Annotated in this window: 19 protein-coding genes; 3 read left to right on the top strand and 16 right to left on the bottom strand. The window is 61.5% G+C overall.

Going from position 1 to position 22,287, the window contains the following annotated elements:
• Positions 1-19: 19 nt before the first annotated feature.
• Positions 20-778 carry a type II secretion system protein gene (locus OBACDRAFT_RS25535; RefSeq protein WP_425601741.1) on the bottom strand — a complete coding sequence of 253 codons (759 nt, stop codon included), beginning with the start codon at positions 776-778 and terminating at the stop codon, positions 20-22.
• Between the two features lie 42 nt (positions 779-820).
• Complete coding sequence (locus tag OBACDRAFT_RS15380) at positions 821-1,759, bottom strand: hypothetical protein (RefSeq protein ID WP_043587041.1); 939 nt, start codon at positions 1,757-1,759, stop codon at positions 821-823.
• Positions 1,760-1,880: 121 nt separating this feature from the next.
• On the opposite strand from OBACDRAFT_RS15380, the gene OBACDRAFT_RS15375 reads away from it, so the two are divergent.
• Positions 1,881-2,933: a LacI family DNA-binding transcriptional regulator gene (locus OBACDRAFT_RS15375; RefSeq protein WP_043587039.1), complete on the top strand. Its 1,053-nt coding sequence runs from the start codon at positions 1,881-1,883 to the stop codon at positions 2,931-2,933.
• A 10-nt stretch (positions 2,934-2,943) separates the two neighbouring features.
• On the opposite strand, the gene OBACDRAFT_RS15370 is transcribed toward OBACDRAFT_RS15375, so the two are convergent.
• The 4 genes from OBACDRAFT_RS15370 to OBACDRAFT_RS15355 all read right to left on the bottom strand — a co-directional run bounded on the left by OBACDRAFT_RS15370 (position 2,944) and on the right by OBACDRAFT_RS15355 (position 9,078).
• Positions 2,944-6,426, bottom strand: a complete 3,483-nt coding sequence (locus tag OBACDRAFT_RS15370) for a DOMON domain-containing protein (RefSeq protein ID WP_043587037.1) — start codon at positions 6,424-6,426, stop codon at positions 2,944-2,946.
• Positions 6,427-6,722: 296 nt separating this feature from the next.
• Complete coding sequence (locus tag OBACDRAFT_RS15365; protein WP_043587035.1) at positions 6,723-7,325, bottom strand: hypothetical protein; 603 nt, start codon at positions 7,323-7,325, stop codon at positions 6,723-6,725.
• 15 nt (positions 7,326-7,340) lie between these two features.
• Entirely contained in the window at positions 7,341-8,075 is a 735-nt protein-coding gene (locus OBACDRAFT_RS26740) for a DUF1559 family PulG-like putative transporter (RefSeq protein WP_084432519.1), read from the bottom strand.
• A 103-nt stretch (positions 8,076-8,178) separates the two neighbouring features.
• Positions 8,179-9,078: a hypothetical protein gene (locus tag OBACDRAFT_RS15355; protein ID WP_157837118.1), complete on the bottom strand. Its 900-nt coding sequence runs from the start codon at positions 9,076-9,078 to the stop codon at positions 8,179-8,181.
• A gap of 188 nt (positions 9,079-9,266) precedes the next feature.
• On the opposite strand from OBACDRAFT_RS15355, the gene OBACDRAFT_RS15350 reads away from it, so the two are divergent.
• Both OBACDRAFT_RS15350 and OBACDRAFT_RS15345 read left to right on the top strand, forming a co-directional pair.
• Positions 9,267-10,808 carry a GntR family transcriptional regulator gene (locus tag OBACDRAFT_RS15350; RefSeq protein ID WP_043587032.1) on the top strand — a complete coding sequence of 514 codons (1,542 nt, stop codon included), beginning with the start codon at positions 9,267-9,269 and terminating at the stop codon, positions 10,806-10,808.
• 9 nt (positions 10,809-10,817) lie between these two features.
• A complete protein-coding gene (locus OBACDRAFT_RS15345; protein WP_198529915.1) occupies positions 10,818-12,209 on the top strand; it encodes an alpha-L-fucosidase in 1,392 nt (463 codons plus the stop codon).
• Positions 12,210-12,214: 5 nt separating this feature from the next.
• Here OBACDRAFT_RS15345 and OBACDRAFT_RS30805 read toward each other — a convergent pair whose 3' ends face one another.
• From OBACDRAFT_RS30805 to OBACDRAFT_RS15305, 10 genes are all read right to left on the bottom strand, one after another.
• Complete coding sequence (locus OBACDRAFT_RS30805) at positions 12,215-14,644, bottom strand: TonB-dependent receptor (protein WP_052362078.1); 2,430 nt, start codon at positions 14,642-14,644, stop codon at positions 12,215-12,217.
• A 220-nt stretch (positions 14,645-14,864) separates the two neighbouring features.
• Positions 14,865-16,286 carry an adenylosuccinate lyase gene (gene purB / locus OBACDRAFT_RS15335; RefSeq protein ID WP_043587030.1) on the bottom strand — a complete coding sequence of 474 codons (1,422 nt, stop codon included), beginning with the start codon at positions 16,284-16,286 and terminating at the stop codon, positions 14,865-14,867.
• A 228-nt stretch (positions 16,287-16,514) separates the two neighbouring features.
• Positions 16,515-18,041, bottom strand: a complete 1,527-nt coding sequence (locus OBACDRAFT_RS15330; protein ID WP_043587028.1) for a pyruvate carboxylase subunit B — start codon at positions 18,039-18,041, stop codon at positions 16,515-16,517.
• 205 nt (positions 18,042-18,246) lie between these two features.
• Positions 18,247-18,537 (bottom strand): hypothetical protein, encoded by a 291-nt coding sequence (locus tag OBACDRAFT_RS29905; protein WP_232767189.1) that lies wholly within the window; start codon positions 18,535-18,537, stop codon positions 18,247-18,249.
• Positions 18,534-19,064 carry a biotin--[acetyl-CoA-carboxylase] ligase gene (locus OBACDRAFT_RS30800; RefSeq protein ID WP_269799074.1) on the bottom strand — a complete coding sequence of 177 codons (531 nt, stop codon included), beginning with the start codon at positions 19,062-19,064 and terminating at the stop codon, positions 18,534-18,536. The genes OBACDRAFT_RS29905 and OBACDRAFT_RS30800 overlap by 4 nt, the downstream gene beginning before the upstream one ends.
• Entirely contained in the window at positions 19,061-19,363 is a 303-nt protein-coding gene (locus OBACDRAFT_RS15320; RefSeq protein WP_043587084.1) for a hypothetical protein, read from the bottom strand. Before OBACDRAFT_RS15320 ends, OBACDRAFT_RS30800 begins: the two co-directional genes overlap by 4 nt.
• 35 nt (positions 19,364-19,398) lie before the next feature.
• Entirely contained in the window at positions 19,399-20,703 is a 1,305-nt protein-coding gene (locus OBACDRAFT_RS15315) for a sodium ion-translocating decarboxylase subunit beta (RefSeq protein ID WP_043587027.1), read from the bottom strand.
• A 132-nt stretch (positions 20,704-20,835) separates the two neighbouring features.
• On the bottom strand, positions 20,836-20,967 hold the full coding sequence (locus OBACDRAFT_RS30795; protein ID WP_269799073.1) for a hypothetical protein: 132 nt from the start codon (positions 20,965-20,967) through the stop codon (positions 20,836-20,838).
• A gap of 292 nt (positions 20,968-21,259) precedes the next feature.
• A complete protein-coding gene (locus OBACDRAFT_RS15310; protein WP_043587025.1) occupies positions 21,260-21,664 on the bottom strand; it encodes a biotin/lipoyl-containing protein in 405 nt (134 codons plus the stop codon).
• 92 nt (positions 21,665-21,756) lie between these two features.
• Positions 21,757-22,206, bottom strand: coding sequence for a hypothetical protein (locus OBACDRAFT_RS15305; protein ID WP_043587023.1), 450 nt, complete (start codon positions 22,204-22,206; stop codon positions 21,757-21,759).
• Positions 22,207-22,287: the final 81 nt, after the last annotated feature.

Below are 22,287 nucleotides of genomic sequence, written 5' to 3'. Positions count from 1 at the left end.
GGGAGGGGAGGGCTACGGATCAGCGTTTTTCGTATTTAGCGTGACCGTCGAGATAAGCGTAAACGGTCTTGTAACGGGTGGCGCCGACAAAGGCGTAGTTTTTGGAGGGGTCTTCGTGATTACCATAGTAGTCGCGCAGGAAGGGTTCACGACTCAGGTAATCGCTAACTTGATCGATAGTAACTGCGCGGTCGGTCACGTTGATATGTTTTCCAAGGTTGTAATAGTAGTAGGTACAGCCGTGGCCGGTGATCGAACTGTTGCCAACCCTGTCGGGAGAAACAGGACAATACCAGACGGTCTGGTGACGGTAGGGGATTTCTTGATACGAAGGGACAAAGGTGGCTTGTTTGAGACCGTAGGCTTTCAGGTAAATGGTGAGGTGGGCGGGCTTCAGATTAGTCTCAATGGAGCTTGGGAGCGAGCGGTTGTCTCCAGACATGGTGCCGGAACCGACACCGGAACCGGATTCGTTTTCGTCGCCAGCCGGAAAGTAACGCAAGCGTCCGCGATTGTCATTGATGTCCATCAGGTAGGCGGCAGCGATCTGGCGATGGTTGGCAAGGCAGCGGGCAAGCTTGGCTGAGTGCCGGACTTTTCCTGTCACCGGGATAATGATCGCCGCGAGAATGCCGATGATGGCGATCACCGTGAGGAGTTCGATGAGGGTGAAGGCGCGATGCTGCGAACGCATGGCTCCAAGCGTATGTTCGCAGCTACGAGAATGCACCAACTCGATGAGGGGAACAGGTGGCGATGTGGTTTTGGGGGCGTTCATTGTTGCTCAATTCGTATGCGGGTGAATCACGCAATACCTAGCTCAACGGGCCGAAAAACGGCGATGGCGAAAAGAGGCGGCCAAGGCGAGGATGAGCATGGAAATCCCGGTAAGCATGGCGGCGGTGGCAGGTTCGGGAACGACGCTGACATTGGTCGTAAGAGTGATGTTGTCGAAATTGACCTGAGTGCCATTCGGAAGTCCCCCGGTGTATAGCCAGAGCGTATCCACTCTTACACTACTTCCTGCCACGCTTTCGACAGTATAGTCTGACATTGGTTTGGTGTCGAAAATCGTGGATAATTTCAAACCGGTATCGGTCATGGTCAGCGTGAATTCGATGTGGTGATCCGTTGATGCAGAGAGTGCCGCCCCGGTGATGGCACCACTGCTGCCTGTTTTGCCAGTGACATTATTCGGTCCATTTTTGACGGCATAGGTTGCCGTGTTGAGAGTGAAGGCTTGCGAGTAAGCATAGCCTGTTTTCTCGAATACGGGATTGGGCGTCGTGGCGGCAGGCGCATAGATGTTTCCTGTGATTTTCGAACCGACGTCAAAGAGGCCGACTTGAAGCGTCTGCGTGGTGGAAACAGTGCTCCAGAGGTCGAACGAAACAGTGATGGAATCTCCGACTTCGGACAGGATAACAGCGGTGAATTGCTTCATCGCTGAAGTGTTGGCGGCTGTGCCTGCCGGATTGCGAAGCACATTGCCGTTCAGCGCCGTGGAGGCTGCGGGAGCGCTGTTTACAGTCCATGTCGTGCCTCCCGCATTGCTATTGTGAAAATACCAACCGGTAGCGTTGAGGGATTGAACGTCGGTGCCGCCGTTGGTGCTTACCCCGACAAAGTCATCGTCGAAAATCGAACGCGCGGCAGCAGTGTTGGCGACAAAGGGGAGAGTCAGGATTGCAAGCACAGTTGCAACGGTGGCGGGGAGCAGGCGATGGGACAGGTGGCTTGTCATGCGTGTGATGTTCATGGCTGATTGAAACGGTTTGGGTTCAGGATCGGATAACGGTTGGCAGCACTGTCAGCAGACTTGCCGAACGGGAAGCGCCACGTCACGTTAGCCTAACGTGAAACGCCCCCCCTCCCCCTCCATGACATATACCGTCGCCCGCGAAATGCGCGTGACGATGGCAACCGTGGCCGAAAAGGCCAAAGTGAGCCAGATGACGGTGTCGCGCTCATTGCGCAATGATCCGTCAATCCCGTCGCTCACGCGCCAACGCATCAAACGCATCGCGACCCAACTCGGTTATCGTCCCGACCCGATGGTGTCGCAATTGATGGCGCGCTTGCGGCAAAGTCGTGTGTCGAAAACAGCCGAGGAAACCGTGGCATGGATCACCACGCACCCGACAGCAACGGGATGGCGAAACAACCCGGCAAGCGTGGCTTTCCACGCAGGAGCAACGGCGCGCGCTCGGGAATTGGGTTATCGCATTGAGGAATTTTGGTTCACCGCGCCGGGCATGAACGGACACCGGCTCGGCGAGATTTTGCGAGCACGCGGGATTCGCGGCGTGTTGGTGGCACCACTGGTCAACGCCGAGTTGATCGTTGATCTGGGGTGGTCAGGTTTCGCAGCGGCATCGTGCGCGGCGCTGGCCTTGCCAAGTGTAAGATTACATCGAGCCTGCGCCCACTACGTAAACGCGATCCATGTGGCATGGCGCGAACTTGCGCGGCTCGGCTACAAACGAATCGGTCTGGCATTGCCGACGGATAATCACAAACGAGTGGCAGGACTCTGGCTGGCGGGCGCGTTGCTCGAACAGCGCGGCCTGCCCGCGAGGCAGGTTGTGCCGCCGCTGGTGACCGACGACTGGCGTCCGGAAACGGTGCTGGCATGGATGCGCAAGCAACGGCCCGACGTTGTCCTCTCGTTTCGTCAGGTTTGCGACTGGTTGCAGGCGGGGGGAGTTCGCGTGCCGGAGGATTGCGGGTTCGCGTTGCTGCACATTGAGGACCCGTTGTTTGCCGGCGTGGACGAGCATCGTCCCGACATCGGCGCGGCGGCGCTCGATCTCGTGGTCGAGCAAATCAACGCCAACCAACTCGGTCTGCCCGCCAAACCGAAAACGGTTTTCGTCGAGTGCTCGTGGGTGGATGGACGGACGGCACCGGGACCGAACGAGATTCGGTCATGAGCAGGTTATCTTATCTCGGAACCACGAAGCCGAAACCGGAGGTGCTGACGTTGTTGGAGGCGGTGCCAAAGAGGACGATCTGGCTTTTGCGCTGGTCCGCGCGCGATGCGTGCGCGTCAGCGGGAAACGGAGCATCCACTGCCACATCAAAACCGAAACCGCGCGTCGGCGCACCTGTCGCTGGATCAAACGGCAATCCGGTTGACGCCCACGGAATGCGAAAGGCAACCCAGTAACCGCCGGTCCGCGGAGCGCCGATCGCAGTCGTGCTTTCAAGGATACCATTCTGTTTTGAAGCATTCCAGATTTCGACGGTGTCACCGGACTGGAGGGCGGGGCGAAGCACTACCTGGTAAACGCCTTTGCCGTAAGCAGGCGAACCTGCGGTTTGCTCAAGCGGACGAAAATCGAAAAATAATTCGACCACCGAACCGCGCACGTCGGGCCAGCGTTGGGGGAGACGGACGTTGGCATCAGTCACATCCACATAAACGAGGAGGCCGTCGCGGTCGTAGCCGAGTTTTACACGGGCGGAGAGTTCCGCGGGGCCAGCCCAAAATTGTTCCTCCTGAATGGAAGTGAGTTTGGGAGGACGTCCAACAGCAACTTGGTCGGGAGTGTCGATGCGGAGTTCGCCGTCCGCAGGTTGCCACGCCGCAAGGGCGGCGGCGGATGCCTCGGTTGGTGTTTGGGAGAGACTGGCTGGCAGCGGTGATAAACGCGCGGTCGGCCGGGCTTCGAGCACGATGGGGAATGTAAAACGCGTGCCATCGGAGAGACGCGTGATGGCGTCGATGACAAAGCTTCGCTGGCCGGCGTTTGTGGTTGCACCGGATGCAACGGGGGCGATGGCGGTGAAGGCGAGTTGGGTGCGTTTGCCGGGGGCAAGGTTAAACGCAAGCGTGGCGGGTTCGAAGCGCCAGCCTTGTTGCGGGGGGATTTCCACCCGGTCCGCCCAAGGTTTTGTTGTCGATCCCGATCCCGCTCCCGAACGGTTGCGGTTGACGAGGGTGAAGCTGATTTCGGTGCGTCCGGGTTCGCGGGTTTCCTGCCGGAGATTGATGACGGGGGAGGACATCACGCGGATGCCGGGGCGGGCGGTGTGCAGGTAAATGGGTTCGTCACCGAGTTCGATGGCATGGGTATTGCCGGAGAGGTTGCTGGTCTGGCCAAACAGGGTGACGAGTTCGGCACCGGGCGATGTAGTTTCCAATAGGATACTGCGTTTGCCCATGCCGGACCAGAGGACGGCGACTTCGCCGCCATTTTGTTTGGGGAACACGCCGCCGAGGACGCCGGCGTTGTCGATGGCGCGTCCGCGTTGGTGGAGCGCGCCTTCGAGTTGCGCGGTGAGAACACCGATGGCGAGGGTGTGCTGGCTGGGCGTGCGGACTCCGTCCTTGGTGGCGGAGATGAGGGCGAAGCCGTCGCTGCCGCCGCCTGAGTGGCGCGCGCCGCCCGTGGCCCAGTCGATTGCGGGCCAGTGGAGGTTCCAGCCGAAAAAGGTGAAGCGTTCGGCACCGGCGAGGAAGTTGTAGGTGGCGTTGCGAACGATGGAGAGCGCGCCTTCGCGTTCGGTGAGGGCGTGGTTGGGCCAGCCGGTGGGGACGGTCAGCGAGGGGAATCCATCTTTGATGAGTTGCGCGAGGCGTTCGGGCGGGATGGGGCGGTCAACATTTTCCCGGAGGGCGACGTAGGTGCCGGTTTCGGAGTTGAGAATGGAGAGGTTGGGGCGGGTGCTTTTGGCAATGATGTCGCGGACTTCATCGAGTTTTTGCGGGAGATTGGCGGCTTCGGGGAGTTGCGGGGTGACGTAGGTGTGGATGGCGACGGCGTCCATGTAGTCGGCTCCACCGGCGGCAAAGACTTCGCGCATCCAAGGGACGAAATTGCCAGTGCCGCAAATGCCGTAAACGCGGGCCGCGGGATCAACGGCGCGAACTTCTTCAAACACGGCGCGGGAGATGAGGGCGTAATCGGCGGGCGGGATGCCGTTGTCGCCACCGGCGTTGGGTTCGTTTTCGACTTCGTAGTGGTGGACGCGGCCTTGGTAACGGGTGGCAAAGGCACGGACAAACTGGCGGTAACGGTCGAGTTTCGGAAAACCGCCGCGGTCGCCCCAGACGTATTTTTTGAATTTTTGTTTGGGATAAGCGCGTTCACGCATCCAAGGGAGGAATGGCTCGGACTGGAGGCTGACGTAGGTGGTGAGGTGCTGGCCGAGGAGCCAGTCCACGCGAGGGGGCCAATTCCACTCGGCGGATGGTGTGTCGGGGTCGATGCCGTAGTCGCCGTTGTTGTCGCGCACCCAGGCGGGGCCGACGGTGTAGCCCCAGTGTGCGTAAACGTGGGCGAAGTCGAGGCCGAGGGCGTCAGGCCAGGAACCGAAGAGGCGGTTATCGGCATCGTGGAGGCCGAACTTGGGCGTGCCTGCGGGTTCGGTGGTGCGGCGGGCGGCGTGGAAGAAGTGTTTCTCGGTGTCGAGTTCGGCGGTTGTGGTTGTGGTGTCGGGGTTGGCGGCGGAGGAGGCGAGGCCGGTGGTGTGGATTTTCAGGTGGTAAACGTCGCTGGCGAGCGGCGCGGGCAATGTGATGGGCGCGAGGGTTTCGGAGCGGGCGGGAGCGGTGAGTGTTTGCGTCCATTGGATGGGGGCGGTGGAGGCGGGGCCGACTTCGCCGTGGAGGGTGAAGTCAAATGTAACGGTGCGTTCGCGGTCGGTGGGGTTGAGGAGTTGGACGGTGGGGGAGTCGCGTTTAGCTGGGGCGGAGTTGATGGCGTAGGTGTCGAAGCCGAGGAGTCGGACAACAGGAGTGGCCGAGGGGGAGGGGGGGGGGGATGCGGAGTTGAGGTCGAGGGTGGCGGCGTATCCGGTTTCCCAATCAAGGCGGAAGGTGGCGTCGCCCGTGAGTGTGAGTTGGTCAATGTGCCAGGTTTCGAGTTCGAGGCGTTTGGGGGAAAATCCGGCGGCGAGGGAAATTGTCACGGGAGGGCGGCCGGCCACGCGGCAGGTGAGTTGGCCGTCGGCTGTCCACTCGATTGCAAGGTGTGTCCAGGCATCACCCCAAGGTTGGCCGAGAGAGGTTGTCGGGGAGGTGTTTTTGGGGTTGTCGGCCAGGTTTTCGAGCACGAGTTGGGGCGTACGGTTGTCGGCTGCGCTGGAGAACTGGAGCGTGAGTTTGCGGGAACCGTCAATGAGCGTGAGGACGTTTTTCGCGGCACGGCGGGCGTTGTCGCGCAGGTCAACTTCGAGACGGCCTGCGCCGGCGGGGAAGGCAATGAGTGGGGCGAGGTCGTAGGCGAATCGCGTTTCGACAGCCATGCAGAGTCCGGCGCTGCCTCCGGGAACGGGCGGGACGGCGGGGAGGAGCGGGTTGGCTGCCGTGGTGGAATCGGGGTAGAGATGAAGGAGGGAGGCGGTTCCGGCGGTGGCTGGGAGGATTTGAAGACCGAAAAGGAGCGCAATGAGGGCGCGAGAGTAGCGAGCAGAGTTCATGCGGGAGTGGATGGTGCGGATTTAGAGCGACATAAGTTGAGAGGCATCCGTTGTCTTAATGGTAGGGAGGCCTTTGTGCCCTCTGCCGAGGGCAGCCCTTCGGGCCATCGCCTGCGGCGGCGATGCCATCTGCGCGCTGCTGCGCTCCGTCCGAGGCCTCCGCCGTGCGTGCTGAGAAAATTCGAAATTCATAGGTGGTTGGAGCGTGGTTTCGGAGGCCTCGGAGAGGCCTCCCTACCAGGTATTAAATGGCTACAGTTTGGGAGAGCGCGGGAGGGGGGGGGGGGGGCGGCGTGTTATTCGCCCTTCAGGATGAGGACGACATCGGTGAAGTTCACTTCGCAGGCAATCGTTGTCTCAATCGCGAGGCGAACACCGATGCGAGTGGCGTTGTCAGGAGCCGTGACTTTGACGGTGTGCGGAGTCCAGTCCTTGGTGAACTTGAGGTCCTGCACTCGTTCAAAACCGAGCCATTTGTTGCTCACGTCGTAAAAATAGATTCCGCAAGGGAGGCTTGCCCAACCATCGGGGCCGTCCTCCGGTTTTTGACGGGTGCCGCGATATTTAAAAGTGAGCAGGTAGGTCGAGCCTCCCTCGGCGGCGATTTCCTGCTGAAACCAGACGTGCGCGTTGCCTGCGGCGGGCAGGGCAAGGCGCAGAAAACGCGTGCCGTCGGTATCTTCGGCAATGCCGCGTTCGACGAGGGGCGAATCGGGTTTGAGGGTCCATTTGGAAAAGTTCCATCCGGGAGTTTGTTCTCCTGAACCGCTGGCAAGGTTGCCGTTGCGGAGGAGGTTTTGAGGTTTGGTGTTCGTGTCCTGGGCGGATGCGGCGGGGGTCGCAAGGGCGAGGGCCGGGGCGATCAGGATGGCGAGGAGCGTGGATGTGGTGATGCGCATGTATTTTGAGAGATGTTATGGGTTGGGTTCGTCGAGAGTGAGAGTAGTAACGCCATTGCCGCCCCACAGAAAACCGCGCCAGAAGACGTGGTCGGCTCTGCTGCTATAGTAGTCCATCTGGGTTTTGTTTTTGGACGCCACATGTCCGTCAACAAAGGCAACGTTGAGCTTTTCCTTGTGTGGATAAGCGAGGTAGGAGTTCATCCAGCGGCCACCGCCGTTACCGCCAAAGAGATCAAGGAAAAGGTAGGTTTTGGTCGGATGTTCAATCTGCGAATACTTCGCGCTGATCCGCTCCCATGTGCCGCCGCCATCGGTGATGTGGAGGTTGATGGTGTAGCGGGTGAAGATGCGATCCTCCCTGTAGTAGGTGTAGGCCGGAGTTGTAACTCCATCGGTTGGCGTGGCCCCGGAATTCATGTTGGGCTTTACCACGGGGCACATGAAGACGGAGTTCTCCACGTCTCCGCTCGGTGGTTTTTTCACGCCAACGTAGGGAGCAAGGCTGGTCGTCCAATAGGGCGCGGTACTGTTGATGCGCCAAGGAACGATGGTGTCCTTGTTGTCCGCGCCGTAGGCTTGCGAGGCGAGGGCGAGCTGTCGGAGGTTGCTGACGCATTGCGCGGTGCGTGCGGATTCGCGGACTTTGCCAACGGTGGGGATGATGATCGCCGCAAGAATGCCAATGATCGCGATAACGGTGAGCAATTCGATGAGGGTAAACGCGGTGGCGGATAGTGGTTTTTTCATGGGGATCGAGGATCGGAAACAAGGAGGATAAACCGGCGGGGAAAAAGAGCGGGAGTTGTCGGGGAAGCAGGGGGGGGGGGGGAGGGGAGGGCTAATGATAATGTCAGTGGCGCGAATGGCGGAAACGCAGGGCCAGCGGGATGAGGCTGGCGGCTCCGATGAGCATGGCAACAGTCGTCGGTTCAGGAACATTCGTGGTCACGACGATGTTGCTCATGTGGGCGCGTATGTTATTCGCAGCCTGGCCGCTGAAGACGCCAATGAGGGCTTCGTTGAAAGTGAACGTATCAGCCGCAATAGTGGCGATTGCCGTATGAGATATGCCGCCGCCTTCGATTTCGTAAGTGATTTCGAGATCGGTCAGATTGGCTGCAAGTTTCAAGGTGAGCGTGGTCGTGTAGATCGTGCTCTTGGCAAGAACGGCACCTGAGTTTTGGCCGCTTTCCAGCGTCAATGCGGTTCCCGCCCAGTTAAAAAAGGAGCCGGAAAACGGGGCTTGCTTGTAAATTTTGACGTCCGCCGCGTCGACTGCGGCAAACTTCGTTGCCTTGTAGCCGATGTCATCGGTGAGAGCGCCAGGGGCACCGCTGGGAGTGAAGAAGTCGGCATCCTGAAAAGTGGAACCGGCATTATAGAGACCGAGGAGCGGACCGGTGTTGGCACCGAACCCGGTGACAACATTAGTATCGTATCGCGTCTGGGCGGAGATTCTCACGTAGTCATCCGCTTTGGAGAGGGTGACGGGAGCAAAGGTGGCAATGAGGGTTGTCTGGGATGAACTGCCGTAAAATTCCAACGCATGAGTGCCGCCGAATTCGGTCTTCGTTACGACGGCATTGCTTGTTCCGTTATTCAAAATCGCCCACCACTCGGTGGCGCGACCGGCGCCGTTGCGAGCGCCATCGGAGAAGGTTTCGTTGATGAGGGTGTATTGGGCTTGGGTGGCGGAGGCTCCGAGGGCGAACGCGGCGAGGCAGGTGATGGTTTTGAGCGATGTGTTCATGGCGATTTTTTGTTGGGTTGGGTGGATGAGGCTACGGCAAAAACGGCGAATATGGGATATGTCGATTTTGTTGTATAACAGAAAGCAAAACAGCGATTTTATTCCAGTCAACAGGAAATTTTAGCCCTGGCCTCATTTAATGGTTGAGACTGGCATAAAGTATAACAGTTTCCTGTTTCATTCACACTATGACCCGCCAGGCCGACACAACCCGTTCTTTTACGCATTCGCTGACCGCACGCCGCGCCGCACGCTCAGGACCGGTGGGCAACGGGCCAGGCAAGCAGCCGTTCATCAAAAAACTGCTCGCTGATTCTGTATCCGAACAGCCGGCACACACGCGCTTGCCGCCCATGCGCGAACTGGCCGGGCATCTCGGCGTGTCGCTCGTCACGGCGCAACGGGCAGTGACGGAATTGGTCGCGGACGGTCTGCTTTACAGCAAGCCACGCGCCGGAGTGTTCGTGGCGAATGCGACAGGCAAAGGCGACGACGACGAGACAATCGCCACGCACAACCACGCCGCGAAACCGGGTAAATGGGGAAGCGGCCGAAGAACCAAAAACAGGGTGCGCCGGGGCGCGGCGCAATCGCCATTCGATAGTTGTTTCCGGTTTGGAACCGAGAGTCATACGGACTTTCAGCGCCCGCTATGGGAGGGACTGGTGGGGAAGTTCGGAGAACGGTACCCCCACAACCGCGCCGAAATGGTTTTTGTTCCGGACCCCGAGGACTCCACCCACGAACTCGACGCTTACGAACGGCTCGGCTGGAACGCACAATGGGCGGGGGACGAGGACCATTTGCTGGACTTGCGCAACTACGCTCCGCCCGAGATGGCGGCCCGCTGCACGGAGCAAGGATTGCTGCCGCTGTATTACCGGAGCAACTACGTGTTTTCCAACCGCGAATTGCTGCGGCGCTGCGGGGTTCCGGCGCCGGCGTTCCGCACGTTTGAGGGGCAACTCGCGTACTTGCGCACGGCGGCGCCGTTGCTGGAACGGCAGGGCTTTGACCCGCGCCCGGTGTCGGTGCAGCAACCGGTGACGTTGATCGGGGCGCGGCACTTGCGCTTGTATTTTTCGCTGACCGCAGAGGGGGGGGGGGGAGCGAAAGTGGCAAAAGGGGCGGGAAGGGAATTCCTGGCGGCGGCGGAGGCGGCGATGGCGCTCTGCCGCCAGAGCCGGCGCGGGCCGGGACAGAGGAGCGCGTTGAGCCGCGAGGGACGCGAGGCATTCGTGAACGGGCAGGCGCCGCTGTTCCTGAGTCATAGCGTGGATGCGTGGCTGTTCTCCGAATCGAAGCTGTCGTTTGAATTTGAATACGTCCCGTCGCTCTGCACGGACGATTCGCTGTTTTTGTGGCCGATGGTGGGAGCGGTGAACCGCGACTCACAACATCCGGCGGAGTGCGTCCGGTTTTTGAATTATCTGCTGGGAGAGGAGGCGCAGCGGGAGTTTGCGCGGACGGGCAACATCCCGGTGTCGCTCCCCGCCGGGGACGCTCCCCCGATGGCCTGCGACCGGGTGTGGCTGGCGGAGGCGCTGGCGCGTTCGGAACCGTTGCACCTGCCGACGGCGGAGTTGTTTTACCTGACGATCAACGTCCTCAACAACGAGCTGTGGCACGCGCTGCTCGACCACGTCTCGGTCGAGGAGGCCGTGGATCAAGCCGTGCAGTTCGGGAGGTCTTACTTGCGGCAACGCTCACAATCGAATCCAACCATCTGATCTTTTTCCGTGACTACATCCATCGCACTCCCTCCTTTGCCTTCCTCCAGCAATATGCCGCAATCAGCGCCCCCCCCCCCCCCCCCCTCCCCTGCCCTCGCGCCCCGGTTTGGCGATGGGCGCGACTGGTGGTTTCAACGGCGGCTTGGGCTGTTTTTGCATTGGGGGCTCTACGCCATCAATGGCTGGCACGAACAGGAACAGTGGCGGCGACGCGTGCCACGCAGCGAATACGAAAAACTCGCCAGGCAATGGAATCCCACCCGCTTCGATCCCGAGGCATGGCTCGATCTCGCGGAGGAAATGGACGCGGGCTACGTGTGCCTCACGACCAAACATCACGACGGGTTTTGTCTCTGGAAAACGGATACCACCGATTACAACACGATGAACACGCCGTTCGGGCGCGACATCGTGCGGGAGTTCGCAGACGCATGCCACCGGCGCGGAATGCCGCTGTGTCTTTACTACTCGGTGGCGGACTGGCATCAGAAGAATTATCCGAATCAGGGACGTCACCACGAACTCCCGCCGCAGGCCGGAGATGAACCGGACCTGGCGCGTTATGTGGGCTATCTGAAGGCGCAAGTGCGCGAGTTGTGCACGAACTACGGGACGATCCACGGCATCTGGTGGGACATGAATGTGGACAAACACATCGACCCGTCGGTCAACGCCATGATCCGCAAATTGCAGCCGCTGGCCGTGGTGAATGATCGCGGTTACGACGAGGGCGATTTCGGCACTCCGGAGCGCGATTACGATGACATGGACGGTTGCCTGCACTTCGCCCGGCGCACGGAGGCATGCCAGTCAATCGGACGCGAGGCATGGGGCTGGCGCGTGGACGAGGATTATTACACGGACCGGCACTTGCTACGAAGCATCGATAAGTTTCTGGCGCGTGATGCCAACTATCTGCTCAACATCGGGCCGCGTCCCGACGGCACGATCCCGGCGGAGACGGTCGCAATTTTGCGTCGGATCGGCAAATGGTATCGCAGGATGCGGGAGGCATTCGATGGTGTGGCGCCTGCGTCGCACCTGACGGATAATCGCAACGTGCTGCTCACGCGCAGCGGTAGCGGAAAAGGCAATACGCTCTATGTCCACCTGTACCGCGACCCGGAACATTCGGGCGTGAAACTCAAACCACTGGCGATCGCTCCACGGCGGGCAACGTTGCTCAACACAGGCGGGCCGGTGGCGTGGGAGATCGACATGGTGCCGTCGGAACACGCGGACCAGACGCGTTGCCTGCGCCTGCGTGGTCTGCCGGTCAATGAACACGCGAACACGGTGCTCGTCGTGAAGCTGGAGTTTGAGGATTTGAGTGCGCTGCCGGTTGCACCTCCCGTCGCCCCAAGCGATGGGGCGGCGTCCGATCTGCTTGAGCGATGATCCGCCTAAAACCGCACCGTGACCTGCGCGCCGTAGAGGCGCGGGGGGCCGGCGACGAAGGTGGGCAGATCGTAAAAGGCTCCAAGGTTGCCGGCATCGAGGAGGTAGTCCTTGTCGAAGAGGTTGTCCACGTAGAGCGTCACCACCCAGCGGCCGCGCGGAGAACGCCAGCCGGCGCGCAGGTTCATGAGTCCGAAACCGCCTTGATGCAGGCTGTAGTTGAAGAGGGCATTGTTGTCATTGAAGTAAACGCTTGATTTGTATTGATAAACCGGTGACACGAAAAACGCACTGCCGCCATCGACCGGGATCAACCAGGTGGCGCCGAGGGAAAAGGTGTTCCTTGGGGTGAGTCGCGTGGTGTAGCCGGCATTGGGCTGGGGATTACCGTCGGAATCGGTCGCGTCGAAGGTGACGTCCGTGAAACTGTAAACGGCGAAAACGCTGAGATGGTCGGTGATGCGACCCTGGAGGGAAAATTCGGCTCCACGTCCGGTGGCGTTGCCGGCGTCGGTGACGACGAAGAGGAAGGGATTGCCGGGAGCAGGAGCCATGCTCTGGAAATGGCTGTAGTCGTAATAAAATACCGAGGCGCTCCAGAGCACGCGGTTGCGCAGGAGAGCACCTTTGAAGCCGGCTTCGTAATTCCAAACGACCTCCTCCGCGAAGGGAGTGATGGCGTCGGCGGTGAGGACGATCCCGGAGGGACGCCGCCCGCGCGAGACGGAGGCGTAGCCGGTGATCGCACGTGTGAAATCGTATTCGCCCGCGACGCGGCCCGCCCAAGAAAAGGAGCTGTCGCTGGCTTCGAGTTGTCCATTGGTCGGCGGGAAAATGGCGTTGGGGGTTGCTCCGAGAATGAAGCCGAGGGTCGAGGGCGTGGCGGCGTTTTCCACTTCGTAGCCGGATGTAATGTGCTCGAAGGTGCCGCGAAGTCCGGCGGTGAAGCGCAGGCGGTCGCTGGCGCGCCAAGTCCCGTCGAGCACGAGATCGACGGCATTTGTAGTGTTGGACGTGATACTTGTTTCGGGATTGGACGGGTTGAGCGGGGCTCCGGCCAGGAGCGCAAGCTGGCGAAGCTCGGGCGGCAGGGCGGGATTGTTGAAGAGTGCCAGCGAGGCGGGCAGGTTGTTGACTGGCACGGTGGGATCGGTGGGCGGCAGCGCGGCGTTGAGCAAGGCGGAGGGGACGCCGAGGGCGGTCAGTTGATCGCGGAGCCCGGGGGAAAGGAAGGGCCACATGGCGCGCTCGTCGGAGTGGAGCGTGAGGCGTTGTTTGCCCTCTTCATAAAAGTAGCCAAGGCCGGCGGAGCCACTGAAGGGAGTGACGCCGGCATCGTCGTAACGGAGACGAAATTCCTGACTGAACTGGCGTCCGGTGGAGTTGTCCGTGAGTTCGATGAGGTTGAGACGGGAGCCGTCGGCGTCGTAGTTGTCGGTGGAGTCGAACTCGCGCCAGGCGGTGGTGCTGGTGATTTTCCAGTCGGGGGCAGGTTGGTGAGTGATGATGCCGGTAATGCCTTTCAGGGTACGGTCCACGGTGAGGTCGCGTCCGCGGTTAAGCTCGGCAAAGGTGAAGGGGCTGGTTTCGCCCCCGGTCGGAGGGATGGAGTTGCTTTTGAAACCGGTGGCCGGGGGGGTGTCGTGCTGCCAGTTGGCGATGAGGTCGAGAGTGGTGCGGGAGCCGGGCTGCCAGCGGAGGGAGCCGCGCAGGGCGGCGGTGTCGCGTCCGTTGAGGTCGGAGTCGTCGGCGACGTTGTCGGTGTAGCCGTCGCGCACGGTGCGCGTGAAGGCGACGCGGGCAAAGAGTTGTCCGGGGATAAGCGATACGTTGGCGAAGCCGGTGGTGGTAAATTCGTCGTAGTTGCCCGCGCCGACAGTGAGGCTGCCGGTGTTGGCATCCACGGGTTTGTTTTGGACGAGCGAGATGGCCCCGGCTTCGGCGCCGCGTGCGAAGAGCGTGGGTTGCGGGCCGCGCAGCACGGCGACGCTTTCCATGTCGAAGAGGGCGACGCCGCCCGCGGGCACGCGGTTGAGCGGTACGCCGTCCTGAAAAATGCCGATGCGGTTGGCTCCGCGCGGGTCGCCGCCTTCGCTGGAGATGCCGCGGATGTTGAAGACGGTGTTGGCGGGAGATTTTTCGGCGATGAAGACGCCGGGGGTATAGGGGGCGAGTTGCGCGAGACTGGTGATGTCCTGCTCTTCAAGGAAGGCTCCGGCGTAGGCGGTGGCGGAGGTGGGTTCCTCGTGAAAGAGCCCGGTGGGGGGCTGAGGCATCAAGTCCCAGGCACGCGAGGCATGGATGTCGAGCGGCTGGAGGGTGACGGGTGGAGGTGCGGTGTCCGACGGGACCGCTTGCGCGGAGGACTGGCACAGGTGCAAACACAGGCACGAGGCGGGAATCCAGGCAAAGATTTGCAGCAGCAGGAAACGCATCACCAGCGGGCGTCAATTTCCGGTGTAGTTTTTTACAGGATACAACGGTGGCGGGTGCGGCGGAGGCAGGAGTAGGAACGTGGTGGTTTTCATGAGTCGGGAGAAGAGAGAGTCTCGCTTTGCAAAAAACGCAAGTGACAGGCGAAAACTCGACGGGGGTGGAAGGAAATGCGGGAGGCGGAGGGGCAGGTTCTCCGGCCCCCCCCATTGTGACTGGCGGTTACAGGAGTTTGCCGGGTTCGTAGCGGGCGGCGCCTTTTACTTTTTTGGCGATGGCGGCCACGGTGCGGACAAAGGTGTCCACTTGCTGCGGGGCGGCGCCGACGAAGCGTTTGGCGTCGGCAAGGATGGCACTGAGCCTGGCGCGCGTGAGGCCGAGCCGGGCGTCGGCGGAGAGGAGGTTCACGAGGTCGGTATCGCCTTTTCCGGTACGAATGGCACGGGCGGCTGCCAGAGCGTGCTCCTTGATGGCGGCGTGCGCGGTCTCGCGTCCGGCGCCAGCCTTGACGGCCTCCATCATGATCGTGGTGGTGGCAAGGAAGGGGAGTTGGCGCTCGTTTTCGGCGGCGATGGCGGCTTCAAAAACGTCCATCTGGTTGAGCACGGCGAGGAGGGTTTCGAGGAGGCCGTCGATGGCGTAAAAGGCGTCGGGCAGGGCCACGCGGCGGACGACGGAGCAGGAGACGTCGCCTTCGTTCCACTGGTCGCCGGCGAGAGCGCCGGTCATGGTCACGTAACCGGAGAGTATGGTGGAGAAGCCGCAGATGCGCTCGCAGTTGCGGGCGTTGACCTTGTGCGGCATGGCGGAGGAGCCGACCTGGCCTTTTTGGAAGCCTTCAGTGAGGAGTCCTTGCCCGGCCATGAGGCGGAGCGTGGTGGCGAAGCTGGAAGCGGCGGCTCCGGTCTGGTGGAGGGCGGACACGACTTCGAAGTCGAGCGAGCGCGGGTAAACCTGCCCGACGGCAAAGAGCGAGACGTGAAAGCCGAGGTGCTTGAGCACGCGGGCTTCGAGGCGGGCGACCTTGGCGGCGTCGCCGGCAAAGAGGGTGAGCTGGTCGAGTTGCGTGCCAACCGCGCCCTTGAGTCCGCGCACGGGATAGCGCGTAGTGAGTTCGTCGATACGGGTGAAGGCGGCGAGGAGTTCCTGACCCGACATGGCGAAGCGTTTGCCGAGGGTGGTGGGTTGCGCGGGGACGTTGTGGGTACGACCCGTAATCATGAGGTCGCGGTATTGCCGGGCGCGGCGGGAGAGTTTGACGAGGGCGGCGGCGGTCTTGAGGCGGACGACGGCGAGGGAGCGGGCGATTTGGAGTTGTTCGACGTTTTCAGTGAGGTCGCGCGAGGTAAGGCCGAGGTGAATGGATTCGTGTCCGGCGAGGCCGTTGAACTCTTCGATGCGCGCCTTGACGTCGTGAAGGGTGACGCGTTCGCGGGCGTCAATGCTGGCGAGGTCGATCTGGTTTTTAACGCGTTCGTAGTCGGCGATGGTTTTTGCGGGGATCGGGAGGCCGAGGTCGCGCTGGGCCTTCATGACGGCGATCCAGTAATCGCGTTCCAGCGCGATGCGTCCGGCGGGGGACCAGAGGTCTTTGATGAGTGGCGAGGCGTAGCGTTCGGCGAGGACGTTGGGAATGGTGGACATGTGCCCTCATTTCCAAACGGCAAACGCCCCCGCCGCCAAAACAAAAAGGATTATAGATTCACCACAGAGACACGGAGACACAGAGATCGAACCCACGGAGCTTTTTGCCTATGAAATACACGGCAAAAAAAAGCAGGAGGCCGATGGTTTGGTTTTCGTGTGTTTCGTGGGCAACTCCTCTGTGAGTTGCCCTCTGTGCCTCGGTGTCTCTGTGGTGAATTCTTTGTTTTAGGAGAGTTCTTCGACCACGACTTCGACTCGGTGGCTGTTGACCGTAAGAGCGTAACGGGTGGCTCCGGTGGGAAGAACAGCCGGAATGGCGGCGGGTTTCACAGCGGGCGCGGGCGTGGAGACCGTGACAGGCGCGGCAGCGGGGGGGGGGGGGGGGGCTTTTTTGCGGTCGTAGTGCTCCTTCAACTGCATGGGGAACATGGCGTGAATCACGGCGTGTTCGTCGTCGTCGGGGAGACCGGCCTTGCGGAGTTCGGCCTTGAGTTCGGCCATGCGCGGTTTCTTGAGATCGGCGGGACGGCAGGTGATGACAGGTTTGCCGGTGTTCTTGGCGGCAAGGGCCTGCACCTCGGGATCGACGGGCGCAGGAGTGCGTCCGTAGTAACCAAGGGCGATGTCCATCGCGGCGGGGGCGAAGTTTTTCCAGCGTCCAAACTTCACGTTGAGCACGGCTTGCGTGCCGACGATTTGCGAAGTGGGCGTGACGAGGGGAATCCAGCCAAGGGCTTTGCGAACGACGGGAATCTCGGCGAAGACTTCCTCGAAGCGGTCCTCCATGTTGAGGTCTTTGAGCTGGGTGCGGAAGTTGGACAACATGCCGCCGGGGACCTGGTAGGTGAGGGTGTCAACGTCGATGACTTCGTTTTTGCGCCCGGTGAATTTGCTGAGTTCGCCGTAAACTTTTTCGAAGTGGGTGCGGAGTTTGGCGAGGCGTTCCTTGTCGTAGTTGGGCTGGCGCGGGTTGCCCTGAAGGACGGCCATCATGAGGAGTGTATCCGGTTGGGCGGTACCGTTGGCAAAGGGCGTGATGGAGCAGTCGATGGCGTCAACGCCCGCGTTGACGGCGGCCAGGTAAGTGGGGATGCCGAGTCCGGCGGTTTCGTGTGTGTGGAGGATGACGGGGATTTTTACCTTGGCCTTGAGTCCGCCGATGATGGCGGCGGCGTCAGCGGGGGGGACGAGGCCGGCCATGTCTTTGAGACAGATGGAGTGGCAGCCCATCTTTTCGAGTTCGAGGCCGAGTTTGATGAAGCCTTCGACGTTGTGGACGGGCGAGGTGGTGTAGCAGATGACGCCTTGAGCGTGCTTGCCAGCGGCGATGACGGCTTTGACGGCGGTCTGGATGTTGCGGGGGTCGTTGAGGGCGTCGAAGATGCGGAAGATGTCCATGCCGTGCTTGGCGGACATTTTGACGAAGGTTTCGACGACGTCGTCCGGGAAGTTCTCGTATTGCACGATGTTCTGGCCGCGGAGGAGCATCATGTGCGGGGTCTTCGGTGTGCCCTTCTTGATGGCGTCGAGGCGGTCGAAGGGAAATTCGTCGAGGAAGCGGAGGCCGGAGTCGATGGTGGCGCCGCCCCAGGTTTCGAGGGCGCCGAAGCCCATGGCGTCGAGGTCGGCGAGAGCGGGCAGCATCTGCGCGGTGGTCATGCGCGTGGCGGCCAGCGATTGGTGTCCGTCGCGGAGGACGGTGTTGTTGAAGACAACGGGCGAGGGCTTGGTGGTGGTTTTGGTCGTGGACATGGCGGGTTGGGCGAAGAGTTTAGCGTTCAGGGAGTCAGGGTTTAGAGGGCGGAGTGAAAGTTTTTGAGAGAATTTGAGAGATTTTGGAAGATTTTGAGATCAGCGGGAATGATTCGAAATACAAGCGGGAAATGGCAGTTGGACTGCGTTTGGATTGCCTCTCAACATTGGAAAAAGGTGCGGTAGCACAAAACAGGCATTTTAATCAGCATTGTCTGGCTGGGTCCGGTTGTTCGCGGAGGAGTTCGATCTGGGTGGCTTCGTAGTAACGGGGCGTGGTTTCGCCGTCAAAGGTGAGTCGCAAGCGTCCGGTGTCATCAACGCCGTGAAAATGGCCTTCGTGCGTGGCGCCGCCAAGCGCGGGAGCAAGGGTGATGCGGACGCGGCGGGGGTTGAGCGACCAAGTGGCGTTGAGGGCGTCGGCGATGGGGGCGAATCCGTGTTCGAGGATGGTCGTGTGCGCGCGGCGGAGGGCGGCGAGCAAGAGGCGCGTCATTTGCTCGGGGGGGGGGGGGAGGGAAACAGCAAGTCGGCCAGCCGGGCGGTGGTGCCGGCAAGGGCGGGGTGCGCGTGTTCGGGGGAGTTGGTGAGGTTGAGGCCGATGCCGACGGTGACGGTGTCGGGGGTGAAGCGCTCGACGAGGAGGCCGGCGAGTTTGCGCGAGCCGGTCATGATGTCGTTGGGCCAGCGAAGGCGGAGGCCGGTAACGCCAAGCGCGGTGAGGGCGTCGATCACGGCCCAGCCAGCGGCAAGCGGCAGGATGGCCCAGCGGGCGCGTTCGGCGGGGGTGGTCGCAGGACAGGGGAGATTGGCCGAGAGCCAGAGTCCGCCGGGGTCGGAGGTCCAGGAGCGTCCGGTACGTCCGTAGGAGGCGGTTTGCGTGAGGGCGCGGAGGGCGTGCCAGGCGGAGAATTGTTTGCCGGCAATGGGGTTGGTGGACGGGACGGTGGCGGCGGTGTGGAGCGTCCAGCCATCGAGCGTCACTGAGGGCGGAGAGGGAGGGGCTGCGACAAGCGATGTCATTTTTCGGGGCGCTTGGGCGGGGTGATTTCGGGGACGACGAGCGTTTCCCCTGCTTCGGAGTCGCCCGCTGCCGCTGCGGCGTCGCGGGCGTTTTCGCGTTTCAGGCGACGGCTGACGCCGATGCAGATCGTGGCGAGCCCGATGAGGGCCAGCAGGTGTCCGGCAACCGAGATGACCGCCGCCAGACGGGCATGGTCGGGCGCGAGCGCAGGGCTGACCAATCGCACCATCAATGCCCCGCCCACCGCGGCAGTGATGCCGATGATCCAGGCGGTGGAGTTGGTGCGGAAGGCGTTCACGTTTGTCAGGCGGTCTTGGCCTGCGTCCGCATGACTCACTGCGAGAGCAGTGGGACAAGCGTCACATAGATGCCGGTAAGGATGGCCGTGGTGATGACGCCGGAGATGTTGGCGCCGAGGGCCTCGGGGAGGACGATCACGTCGGGAGTGACATGGCTGACTTCCTTTTGCGCCACCTTGGCGGTGGTGGGCACGCAACTCACGCCGGCGATGCCGATGACGGGGTTGATTTTGCGTCCGCTAAAGAAGTAAGCGCAATAACCGCCAATGATGCCGCCCACACCGGAGAGGAGGAGGGCGAGGATGCCGAGGATGAGGAGGAGAATGACCTTGGGGTTGAGGATGGTGGCGGCTTCGCAGAGGATGCCGAGGAGCAGGCCGAGGAACATCGTGGCGCCGTAGAGGAGCACGTTTTCGATCATGCTGGAGAACACCTTCAAGCCGGCTTCGCGGACGGCGACGCCAAGGAAGAGGGAGAAAAAGAGCGGCGCGGCGGAGGGAAACAGCAGGCAGAGCACGGTGCAGGCGACGACGGCGAAGGCGAGTTTTTCGCCAGAAGTGATTTTTGTGATCGGGCGGGCGGGCATGCGCAGGCCGCGGAGCTTGGCCGGAATCAAGGCGCGGATGAGATACGGATAACCGCCGTAAACAAGGCCGAGGTAGAGGTAGGCGATGACCGTGATGGGAACGAGAAGATCCTTGGCCAGGGAGAGCGAGGCAAAGAGAACCATGGGACCGTCCGCGCCGCCGACGAGGGCGATGGAGGCGGCTTCGCCATAGGTGAAGCCCATGGCGACCGCGATGGGGAAGGTGACGATGGTGCCGAGTTCACAGAAGAGAGCCATCGTGATGCTGAGGAAGGGCCTTGCCAGAACGAAGCCAACGTCGAGCAGAACGCCGATGCCCATGAACACGAGACAGGCGATGAGGTTGTTGCTGAACGCGAAGTTGAAAATCGGCTGGAGGAAATCGATCTGCATGAGCCCCATGAGGCGGCTGGGGTCCTCGACGAGGGGCGACATGAAGAGGGTGCCGTGCATCTGGCCGGCGGCGGCCGTGTCGGCGAGTTGCTGCTGGGCAACGGGGTCGGCCAGCGCGGCGCTGCCGTGCACGATGTGGCCGGCAGTGGTGGGGTCGAGGAAGAGGACGCCGGCATTGACCGCACACATGGCCAGGCCCATCGGGATCATGAGGAGGGGTTCGAGCGTGCCTTTCTTGCCGAGGTAAACAAGCAGCATGCCGAGGAAAATCAGTCCGATCCGGGCGATCAGGATGGGCGTGGGGGACTCAATGAGAGTCGTGACGCCTTGGAATATATCGAGAATGTTTTGAAATGTCATGGAGCGGTAGCGGTGGTCAGGCGCTTTGCGGTCAGCGGGTCAGATGTCGGACAAAAGCGGCAGGTGAGAGGCAGGGCCGGTCGGCGGTTGCGTATGCGATATGTGAATACGTATGCGTGTTGTCGTGATGTTTTACTTTTTCCCGAATTTTCGAATGCCGAGAAAGAGGAGTTTGATCAGGAGGGCCACGCCCATCGCGACAACGGAGCCGACGGCGGCCACGATGAGCGCGGTGGTGATGGAGGTGGATAAGGCAGTGGTCATGGTGATGCGTTGGGTGTTCAGGGCCTGAGCCCCGGGACAGGACGGCGGCGATCGTAATTAGGATTCGGATACAAAAGGCGGCGGCGGCGGATAGCAGCCGGGCCGCACGGCGCAGGGCAGGAGCCCTGGATTTCAAACTTGGAACGCCCGGCCGGACTTGTTCAGGAGCGCTTCGTGGCAGGTGGGTCCGGCTGGCACGCGTCCCCCGGTCGGCAGGGAGGCGCGTGTGTTCGATCTGCGAAGCGGGAGGCGAGCCGGACTGTGCGCCTCTCGTTCGCGGAGCATCGGATTGTTATTCGATGCGGAGGAGGGGAGCGCCTTCCTCGACGCCGTCGCCGGGATTGGCGAAGACGGTGGTGACTTTGCCCGCGTGGGGCGCGAAGATGTAGGTGTTCATCTTCATGGCTTCGATGGTGGCCACTTGGTCGCCTTCGTTGACGGCCTGACCGACTTTGACGTCGATCGAGACGAGCTTGCCGGCGAGCGGGCTGGGCACGTCGCCTGCGCCAGCCGCGGGAGCGGCGGCCTTGGCGGCGGCGGGAGCGGCGGCAGGGGCCGCTACAGGAGCGGAGGCGGCAGGAGCGGGCGCGGCTGCGGGAGCGGGGGCCGGAGCGGCGGACGGTTTGCCCTCTTCGAGGATCTCGACGAGGACTTCGTAGGCTTTTCCTTCAACGGTGACGCGGAGTTTTTTGTTCATGCGAAATGTGGTGAGTTAAGGTTGAATCCGGTCGCGCATGCGGAGGAAGCCGGCCGGATGAGTGTGTGTGGTTGATGCTGACGGACGAGAATTTAACGGAATTGGTGCGACGAGTAGATCTGGCGGCGGCCTTCGATGGACCATTGCTGCATGAGCATCTCGACGGAGAGAGGCTTGGGCTTCACGGGCTGCACGCCGACGATGCTGGCATTGTGGCCGACAACGGTGACGACAGCAGCCGAGATGGCCGCAAGGATTTCGGGGGCGATGCCTCCGATGGTCTCGGGCGCGGCCAAGGCGGCGGCAGCAGCCCCGACGGACTGCGTGGTTCCGCTAGCGGCGGCAGCGCGCTCGGCGACTTTCTTGACCTTGGCGTCGTCAGGATGCGTTGCAGCCAGGATGCGGCCAGCGATGGCCACGAGGGCGATGAACACCGCCACGCCCGCCAAAATGACAGCGAGAGCGAGCCACTGGTTGCCAAAGAGCGGTTCAGGCGCGGTCCGTGAGCCGGAGGCGGCTGCGAATGTGAGTGTGGTAAGCATTGGATGAATTAAAAATTAAGAATTAAGAATTAAGAATTGGGTTAAGAGATTGGATTCGGTGTTGGAGAGAAGGGGAGGGGG

It is taken from the genome of Geminisphaera colitermitum TAV2, from assembly GCF_000171235.2.
GTDB lineage: Bacteria > Verrucomicrobiota > Verrucomicrobiia > Opitutales > Opitutaceae > Geminisphaera > Geminisphaera colitermitum.
Note: the sequence above shows the minus strand (reverse complement) of the source record. Positions and strands in the feature narration are given on the sequence as shown.

What these genes read in the sequence shown, in the direction of transcription:
- OBACDRAFT_RS25535 (WP_425601741.1), bottom strand. Translation starts at nt 778, where the DNA reads ATGAACGCCCCCAAAACCACATCGCCACCTGTTCCCCTCATCGAGTTG.
- OBACDRAFT_RS15380 (WP_043587041.1), bottom strand. Translation starts at nt 1,759, where the DNA reads ATGAACATCACACGCATGACAAGCCACCTGTCCCATCGCCTGCTCCCC.
- OBACDRAFT_RS15375 (WP_043587039.1), top strand. Translation starts at nt 1,881, where the DNA reads ATGACATATACCGTCGCCCGCGAAATGCGCGTGACGATGGCAACCGTG.
- OBACDRAFT_RS15370 (WP_043587037.1), bottom strand. Translation starts at nt 6,426, where the DNA reads ATGAACTCTGCTCGCTACTCTCGCGCCCTCATTGCGCTCCTTTTCGGT.
- OBACDRAFT_RS15365 (WP_043587035.1), bottom strand. Translation starts at nt 7,325, where the DNA reads ATGCGCATCACCACATCCACGCTCCTCGCCATCCTGATCGCCCCGGCC.
- OBACDRAFT_RS26740 (WP_084432519.1), bottom strand. Translation starts at nt 8,075, where the DNA reads ATGAAAAAACCACTATCCGCCACCGCGTTTACCCTCATCGAATTGCTC.
- OBACDRAFT_RS15355 (WP_157837118.1), bottom strand. Translation starts at nt 9,078, where the DNA reads ATGAACACATCGCTCAAAACCATCACCTGCCTCGCCGCGTTCGCCCTC.
- OBACDRAFT_RS15350 (WP_043587032.1), top strand. Translation starts at nt 9,267, where the DNA reads ATGACCCGCCAGGCCGACACAACCCGTTCTTTTACGCATTCGCTGACC.
- OBACDRAFT_RS30805 (WP_052362078.1), bottom strand. Translation starts at nt 14,644, where the DNA reads ATGCGTTTCCTGCTGCTGCAAATCTTTGCCTGGATTCCCGCCTCGTGC.
- purB (WP_043587030.1), bottom strand. Translation starts at nt 16,286, where the DNA reads ATGTCCACCATTCCCAACGTCCTCGCCGAACGCTACGCCTCGCCACTC.
- OBACDRAFT_RS15330 (WP_043587028.1), bottom strand. Translation starts at nt 18,041, where the DNA reads ATGTCCACGACCAAAACCACCACCAAGCCCTCGCCCGTTGTCTTCAAC.
- OBACDRAFT_RS29905 (WP_232767189.1), bottom strand. Translation starts at nt 18,537, where the DNA reads ATGACGCGCCTCTTGCTCGCCGCCCTCCGCCGCGCGCACACGACCATC.
- OBACDRAFT_RS30800 (WP_269799074.1), bottom strand. Translation starts at nt 19,064, where the DNA reads ATGACATCGCTTGTCGCAGCCCCTCCCTCTCCGCCCTCAGTGACGCTC.
- OBACDRAFT_RS15315 (WP_043587027.1), bottom strand. Translation starts at nt 20,703, where the DNA reads ATGACATTTCAAAACATTCTCGATATATTCCAAGGCGTCACGACTCTC.
- OBACDRAFT_RS30795 (WP_269799073.1), bottom strand. Translation starts at nt 20,967, where the DNA reads ATGACCACTGCCTTATCCACCTCCATCACCACCGCGCTCATCGTGGCC.
- OBACDRAFT_RS15310 (WP_043587025.1), bottom strand. Translation starts at nt 21,664, where the DNA reads ATGAACAAAAAACTCCGCGTCACCGTTGAAGGAAAAGCCTACGAAGTC.
- OBACDRAFT_RS15305 (WP_043587023.1), bottom strand. Translation starts at nt 22,206, where the DNA reads ATGCTTACCACACTCACATTCGCAGCCGCCTCCGGCTCACGGACCGCG.